The sequence below is a fragment of the Enterobacter sp. ZOR0014 genome, assembly GCF_000798855.1.
Lineage (GTDB): Bacteria > Pseudomonadota > Gammaproteobacteria > Enterobacterales > Enterobacteriaceae > Enterobacter > Enterobacter kobei.
Genome location: NZ_JTLF01000311.1, coordinates 1 through 7,632, shown reverse-complemented (window position 1 = coordinate 7,632; position 7,632 = coordinate 1). Strand labels below are relative to the sequence as shown.

6 protein-coding genes are annotated in these 7,632 nt (G+C 59.8%); 4 read left to right on the top strand and 2 right to left on the bottom strand.

Features of this window, described 5'->3' with window-relative positions; genetic code table 11:
- Together L977_RS17265 and ascF are read right to left on the bottom strand one after the other, a co-directional pair.
- On the bottom strand, positions 1-1,391 hold a 1,391-nt coding region (locus L977_RS17265), incomplete at its 3' end, for a 6-phospho-beta-glucosidase (protein ID WP_047626352.1).
- A gap of 18 nt (positions 1,392-1,409) precedes the next feature.
- On the bottom strand, positions 1,410-2,861 hold the full coding sequence (gene ascF / locus L977_RS17260) for a PTS cellobiose/arbutin/salicin transporter subunit IIBC (protein WP_045134085.1): 1,452 nt from the start codon (positions 2,859-2,861) through the stop codon (positions 1,410-1,412).
- Positions 2,862-3,075: 214 nt separating this feature from the next.
- Here ascF and L977_RS17255 point away from each other — a divergent pair, with 214 nt between their 5' ends.
- The 4 genes from L977_RS17255 to L977_RS17240 form a co-directional block, all read left to right on the top strand.
- Positions 3,076-4,089 carry a LacI family DNA-binding transcriptional regulator gene (locus tag L977_RS17255; RefSeq protein ID WP_023337691.1) on the top strand — a complete coding sequence of 338 codons (1,014 nt, stop codon included), beginning with the start codon at positions 3,076-3,078 and terminating at the stop codon, positions 4,087-4,089.
- Between the two features lie 134 nt (positions 4,090-4,223).
- The gene (hydN, locus tag L977_RS17250) at positions 4,224-4,769 is read left to right on the top strand and encodes an electron transport protein HydN (RefSeq protein ID WP_008499565.1); all 546 of its coding nucleotides are present in this window, start codon (positions 4,224-4,226) and stop codon (positions 4,767-4,769) included.
- A gap of 6 nt (positions 4,770-4,775) precedes the next feature.
- Positions 4,776-6,992, top strand: a complete 2,217-nt coding sequence (gene hypF / locus L977_RS17245; protein WP_047626351.1) for a carbamoyltransferase HypF — start codon at positions 4,776-4,778, stop codon at positions 6,990-6,992.
- Between the two features lies 1 nt (position 6,993).
- A partial coding sequence (locus L977_RS17240; protein ID WP_047626350.1) for a HoxN/HupN/NixA family nickel/cobalt transporter occupies positions 6,994-7,632 on the top strand: 639 nt, incomplete at its 3' end.

The window sequence follows — 7,632 nt, the reverse complement described above, 5'->3', positions numbered from 1 at the left end:
TTCTTATACCACCAGAACGATTTCTTGCGCTTCCGGTCCAGCGTGCCGTTCCCCGCATCGTCGCGGTCAACGTACACGAACCCGTAGCGTTTGCTCATTTCGCCGGTAGACGCTGAAACCAGGTCGATACAGCCCCAGGTGGTGTAGCCCATCAGCGGCACGCCGTCCTCAATCGCATCACCCATCGCGCGGATATGCTCGCGCAGATAGCTGATGCGGTAGTCGTCGTTAATCTCGCCGTTTTCATCAATGACATCTTTCGCACCCAGGCCGTTTTCCACCAGGAACAGCGGCTTTTGGTAGCGGTCGTACATCATGTTCATGGTGATGCGCAGGCCAAGCGGGTCAATGCCCCAGCCCCATTCGCTCACCTGGATGTGCGGGTTACGCAGGGACTTCACGATGTTTGCCGCGCTGGTGTTGCCCGCGTTCATATCCGCCGACGCGCAGCGCGAGGCGTAATAGCTGAACGAGACAAAATCGACGGTGTTTTTCAGCAGCTCGTCATCGCCGGGGTCTTTGACAATGACCACGCCTTTCTCACGGAACACGCGAGCAGAGTAGGCCGGATAGCGGCCGCGTGCCTGCACGTCGATAAAGAACAGGTTCTCGCGGTCTTTCTCCAGCGCCATCCACACGTCTTCCGGTTTGCAGGAGTACGGATAGAAGTTACCGCCCGCCAGCATGCAGCCCACCTGATTTTCCGGGTTCACCTCGTGAGCGATTTTGGTTGCCAGCGCGCTCGCCACCAGCTCGTGGTGCGCGGCCTGATATTTTACCTGATCTTCGTTTTCACCTTCCTCAAACACCAGCCCGGCACCGGAGAACGGGCTGTGCAGCATGATGTTGATTTCGTTGAAGGTCAGCCAGTATTTTACCAGCCCGTCAAACGCCTCAAAGCAGGTGCGGGCGTAGCGGGCGAAGAAGTCGACCATCTTGCGGTTGCGCCAGGAGCCGTATTCCGTCACAAGGTGCATCGGCACGTCGAAGTGGCAGAGCGTCACCAGCGGCTCGATGTTGTACTTTTTGCACTCCTCAAATACCGCGCGGTAAAAGGCTATGCCCTCTTTGTTCGGCAGCGGTTCGTCACCGTTCGGGTAGAGGCGGCTCCAGGCAATCGAGGTGCGGAATACCGTAAAGCCCATCTCCGCCATCAGGGCGATGTCTTCTTTATAGCGATGGTAAAAATCAATCGCCTCGTGGCTCGGGTAAAACTCGTCGTCACGCAGCGAAAAACGCTTTTCCTTGCCGAGCTTCACCGCCAGACGATTGGCGCCGTGGGGGATCATATCGACCGTCGTCAGTCCTTTGCCGCCTTCACGGTAAGCACCTTCACTCTGGTTAGCGGCAAGCGCGCCGCCCCATAAAAATCCTTGTGGAAAAACAGACATTCTTACCTCGCTTTCAATTTATGCTTTTGCTGCGTTGTTCTGTACCGGCGCGGTCTGCAGAGCGCGCGCTTTTTCGGCCTCGTCTTCGACCGGGATATCCTCAAACCCTAACAGCAGGGTCAGAACAAACGACAGCACAACTGCCAGCGCCATCACGCCGAATACCCAGACGATGGTCATCGGGTTGGCCGGGTCGAAGAATTGCACGCTGGTAAACAGCCCCGGCGCCGCCATCGAGTGGCTGGCAAGACCCGCGATGCCAGCCACCGCGCCGCAGATAAAGCCGCTGATCAGGCTCGCAATCAGCGGACGCTTGAGACGTACCGCCACACCGTACAGTGCCGGTTCAGAGATCCCCGCCATGATGGCAGAAGCCGCCGCAGCCAGCGCCGTCTGGCGCAGTTCCGGGTTTTTGGTTTTCCATGCCACCGCTAAAGACGAACCGCCGAGCGACAGGTTGGCGCCGATTTCTGACGGCATGACCATCCCTTCTTTACCCGTTTCGGCAATGGTCTGAATGATGGTTGGCGTAAAGACGCGGTGCATCCCCGTCATGACCAGCAGCGGCCAGAGTGCGCCCATGATGGCGACGGAGAGCCAGCCCAGATAGCCGTGAATGGTGTAAACCAGTGCGGAGATAGCGCTCCCGATCCAGATCCCGAGCGGCCCAATCAGCACGATGGCGAGCGGGGCGGCAATCAGGACGATCAGCATCGGCTTGAGGAAGTTTTTCGTCACCGCCGGGGTAATGCGATCGACCCAGCGTTCGATGTAAGACAGGCACCAGGTCATCACCAGCGCGGGGATAACGGTGTAGGTGTATTTCACCGCCGTCACCGGGATAAAGGCGAACTCAACATGCTCGCCCTGCGCGGCTTTCGCCATCAGCTCGATAAAGCTCGGGTGCACCAGCACGCCCGCAATGGCGATCGCCAGCGACATATTTGTTTTGAATTTCACTGCCGCCGAGGCGGCCACCATCAGCGGCAGGAAGAAGAATGCCCCGTCGCCAATCACCGTCAGAATGGTAAGCGTTGGCGCGCCCTTTGGCAGCACGCCGGTCATCTCAAGGATCATCGCCAGCAGCTTGACCATCGAACCGCCGATGATCGCGGGGATCAGCGGCGACATGGTGCCGATCAGCGCGTCGAGGATCCCGGCACCAATGCGGCGTAACGTCAGCTTCTGCGGGCCTTCCGGCACCGCGGGCTGCAGGTCAACGGGCAGCAGGCTTACCACTTCGCGGTAGGCCTGAGAAACCGTGTTGCCAATGATCACCTGGCACTGGTTGTCGTTACGCACTACGCCAAGCACGCCGCTGATGCTTTTCAGGCGCGCGGCGTCAGTGAGGGTTTCGTCTTTCAGAACGAAACGCAGTCGCGTCATGCAGTGGGTGACGGCGACGATGTTCGCTTTGCCGCCCAGCGCGCTGATAACGTCGTTCGCCAGCGCAGCGTAATTTTTGGCCATCGGATGTGATCCTGTTATCGTTGTGTGAAATGTAGGAAACCGGTTCCACATAATCATCATGAGTTTCTTTGAGTGAAACAAGATCGATTTTTGGTCATTTTTTCAATTCGTGATGATGATCACTGGTCGGTAGCGAAAGCGTGATTTCGCCGCTGCGACAATTTTTCTGCAGTGCAGTACACTGCGCTTCATCAGATTCAGATGGAATAACAACATGACCACGATGCTTGAAGTGGCGAAGCGGGCAGGCGTTTCGAAAGCGACGGTATCCCGCGTGCTGTCGGGAAATGGCTATGTCAGCCAGGAGACCAAAGACCGGGTTTTTCAGGCCATTGAAGAGAGCGGTTATCGCCCGAATTTACTGGCGCGAAACCTGGCGACCAAACGTACCCAGACCCTGGGGCTGGTGGTGACGAACACCCTTTATCACGGCGTCTACTTTAGCGAACTGCTGTTTCATGCCGCACGAATGACGGAAGAGAAAGGGCGGCAGTTGATCCTCGCGGACGGCAAGCACAGCGCCGATGAAGAGCGCGAGGCGATCCAGTATCTGCTCGATATGCGCTGCGACGCGGTGATCATCTACCCGCGCTTTTTGAACGTGGATGAACTGGATGCGATCGTCGAGAAGTGTGAGCAGCCGATTATGGTGCTCAACCGCCGCCTGCGGAAAAACAGCAGCCACAGCGTCTGGTCCGATCATAAAGCTTCCTGTCAGGACGCGGTGTCGCAGCTGATTGCAAAAGGGCACCGGGAGATTGCGTTTATCACCGGTTCGCTGGATTCCCCGACCGGCGTTGAGCGACTGTCTGGTTACAAAGATGCGCTGACGCAGCACGGTATTGCCCTGCGCGACGAGCTTATCGCCGAAGGGAAGTGGAACCCGGCCAGCGGCGCGGCGGCGGTATCCGAACTGCTCGCACGCGGCGAACGCTTTACGGCGCTGGTGGCGAGCAACGACGACATGGCGATTGGCGCCATTAAACAGCTGCACGAGAGCGGCGTTGCCACGCCGGACGCGGTGTCAGTCATCGGCTTCGACGACGTGGCGATAGCGCCGTACATTGTGCCTTCGCTCTCCAGCGTGCGTATTCCGGTCACGGAGATGATCCAGGAAACCATCAGTCGTCTGATTTTCATGCTCGACGGCGGTGAATTCAAATATCAGCAAACGTTCTCCGGCGAGCTTATCCTGCGCGACTCCGTGACTGACGGCCCCCACTGCTGATGTCGACAGCTGTCATCGTCATAAGTGACGATGACAGCGCGGCTGTGATTTTTAAAGTCATTTAAAATCAATTGGTTAATAATTGGCACGGTTTATGAATAGCTCCGCGCATAACTGTAATGCTGGAGAAGCAGATGAACCGTTTTATTATGGCCGATGCCAGTAAGTGCATTGGTTGCCGTACCTGTGAAGTGGCGTGCGTGGTTTCCCATCAGGCGGAGCAGGATTGCGCATCACTTACCCCCGACACGTTTTTGCCACGCATCCACGTCATTAAAGGCGTGAATATTTCCACCGCCGCTATTTGTCGCCAGTGCGAAGACGCACCGTGCGCGAACGTCTGCCCGAACGGGGCGATTAAACGCGAGAAGGGCTTTGTGCATGTGATGCAGGAGCGCTGCATTGGCTGTAAAACCTGCGTGGTCGCCTGCCCGTATGGCGCGATGGAAGTGGTTGTCCGTCCGGTAGTACGCAACAGCGGTATGGGCCTGAGCGTGCGGGCGGAGAAAGCCGAGGCCAACAAATGCGACCTTTGCTACCACCGCGAAGCTGGCCCGGCCTGTATGGAAGCCTGCCCGACACACGCGCTGGTCTGCGTGGATCGCGACAAGCTCGAGCAGATGAGCGCAGAAAAACGCCGTCGCGCAGCGTTTGACACCTCGTCATCGCTGCTGTTTTAAGTCGCAATGCGCGTTAACGGCGTACAGCTTCGGGTGCGTGGCAAAGTGCAGGGCGTGGGGTTTCGTCCCTTTGTCTGGCAGCTGGCGCACCAGATGATGCTGACGGGCGACGTCTGTAACGACGGAGAGGGTGTCCTGGTGCGTCTCGCGGGTAATGGGGGGGACTTTACCGCGAGGCTGCGCCAGGACTGCCCACCGCTGGCGCGGATTGACGACGTAGACACGCAGCCCTTTAGCTGGTCCGCTCTGCCGACGGATTTTACCATCCGCCAGAGCGAGAGCGGGGCGATGGACACGCAAATCGTGCCGGATGCCGCCACCTGTCCGGCGTGCCTGGCGGAGATGCGCGATCCCCGCGAGCGCCGTTATCGTTACCCGTTTATCAACTGTACCCATTGCGGCCCGCGCTTCACCATCATCCGCGCCATGCCCTACGATCGCCCGGCCACGTCAATGGCCGACTTCCCGCTGTGCGCACCGTGTGAAGCCGAGTATCGCAACCCGGCCGATCGGCGTTTTCACGCTCAGCCGGTGGCCTGCCCGGACTGCGGGCCAGCGCTGATGTGGCGAGCCGGGGAAAGCGTCGCCACGCGCGAACCGGCATTGCGCGCCGCAGTGGAGAAGCTAAAAAGCGGCGGTATTGTCGCCATCAAGGGGCTGGGAGGCTTTCACCTTGCCTGCGACGCGCTTAACCCGCAGGCGGTGGCGACGCTACGGGCACGCAAACAGCGCCCGACGAAGCCGCTGGCGGTGATGATCCCCGATGCGGATGACCTGCCGGAGGCGATGCAGACCCTGCTACGCTCTCCTGCTGCGCCCATTGTGTTGACGCCCAAAGCCTCGCTTCCCGCGCTGCCTGAGGCCATTGCGCCGGGGCTAGATTGTGTCGGCGTGATGCTGCCTGCGAATCCGATTCAGCATTTACTGATGATGGACTGCCAGCGTCCGCTGGTGATGACCTCCGGCAACCTCAGCGGCCGCCCGCCTGCGATGACGAATCAGGAAGCGCTGGATGCGCTCCGCGACATGGCTGACGGCTTCCTGCTGCACAACCGCGATATTCTGCAACGGATGGATGATTCGGTGGTGGATCGGGATGGTACGATGCTGCGTCGCGCGCGCGGTTTTGTGCCGGATGCCATCACGTTACCCGCCGGGTTTGACGATATCCCTGCCATATTGTCTACCGGGGCAGAGATGAAAAATACCTTCTGCCTGGTGCGCGGAAATCAGGCTGTGTTGAGCCCGCATTTTGGCGATCTCAGTGACGAGGGGGTCGACGCACAGTGGCGTTCGGCGCTGGCAATGATGCAACAGGTTTATGCCTTTAAGCCCGCGCGCGTCGTGTGCGATGCCCATCCGGCGTATCACGCCCGTCAGTGGGCGCTGGAGCAGGCGCTGCCCGTTGAAACCGTGCTGCATCATCATGCCCATGCGGCGGCGTGTCTGGCTGAAAATGGCTGGCCGCTCGGCGGTGGGGACGTTATCGCCCTGACGCTGGACGGGATCGGCATGGGCGAGAATGGCGCGCTGTGGGGCGGAGAGTGCCTGCGGGTGAACTATGTCGACTGCGAACATTTGGGTGGCCTGCCTGCCGTTGCGCTGCCGGGGGGCGATCTGGCAGCGAAGCAGCCGTGGCGCAATTTGCTCGCCCACTGCCTGGCCTTTGTGCCTGACTGGCAGCAGTTCCCGGAGACGCGGGCAGTGCAGGGCCAGAACTGGCCGCTACTGGCGACGGCGATCCAGCGTGGCATCAACGCGCCGCGGGCCTCGTCCTGTGGACGCCTGTTTGATGCGGTTGCCTGTGCGCTGGGCATCGATACGCAGTGCTACGAAGGCGAAGCGGCCTGCAGGCTGGAGGCGCTGGCGGCACGGTGCAACGGTGTGAAACACCCGGTTACGCTGTCGGTGGACGACCTTGCACTTTTCTGGCAACAGTGGCTTGCCTGGCAGGCGGAGCCCTGCGAGCGCGCGTGGGCGTTTCACGATGCGCTGGCCAGAGGGCTGTCGGAGCATGCCGCATCCCATGCCCGACGCTTATCGCTTTCAACAATCTGCCTCAGTGGCGGTGTGTTACATAACCGCCTGCTGCGCGCGCGCCTGCGGCATTATCTTTCTGACTTTACGCTTCTTTTTCCTTCGCGCCTGCCTGCAGGTGACGGAGCGATCTCCTTCGGGCAGGCGGTGGTCGCCGCTGCCCGGTCATGTTCACAAAGGATTTAAAATGTTACGACTGTTACGCAATGAACCTCGCGCCGCGCTTCTGCTGCTGGCACTGGTAATGGCAAATCTGCTGGCCTGGGGCTGGGCATGGCACACCTTCAGCGGCAGCACGGCGCTGATGGCGGCAAGCCTGCTGGCCTGGTGTTACGGACTGCGTCATGCGGTGGATGCCGACCACATTGCTGCCATTGATACCGTGACGCGTAAGATGATGCAGCAGGGCAAACGCCCGTCCGGCGTGGGGGCGTGGTTCTCGCTGGGGCACTCCACCATCGTGGTTCTGGCTTCCATCGCTATCGCCGCCACCGCCACGGCGTTTCAGAAAAATATGGAATGGTTCCACGAGACCGGGAGCCTGATTGGCACCGCCGTTTCCGCCACCTTCCTGCTGGCGATGGCGCTGGTGAATATGGTGATTTTGCGCGGCGTATGGTGCAGTTTCCAGGCGCTGAAAAAGGGGCATGCGGCCCGCAGCGACGTGGAGCTTCCCGCCCAGGGTGGGGTGATGAGCTGGCTGTTTGGCAAAACCTTCCGCCTCGTCAATAAAAGCTGGCAGATGTACCTGGTGGGCTTCCTGTTTGGTCTCGGGTTTGATACCGCCACTGAAATTGGCGTGCTGGGGATTTCTGCCGCCAGCGCC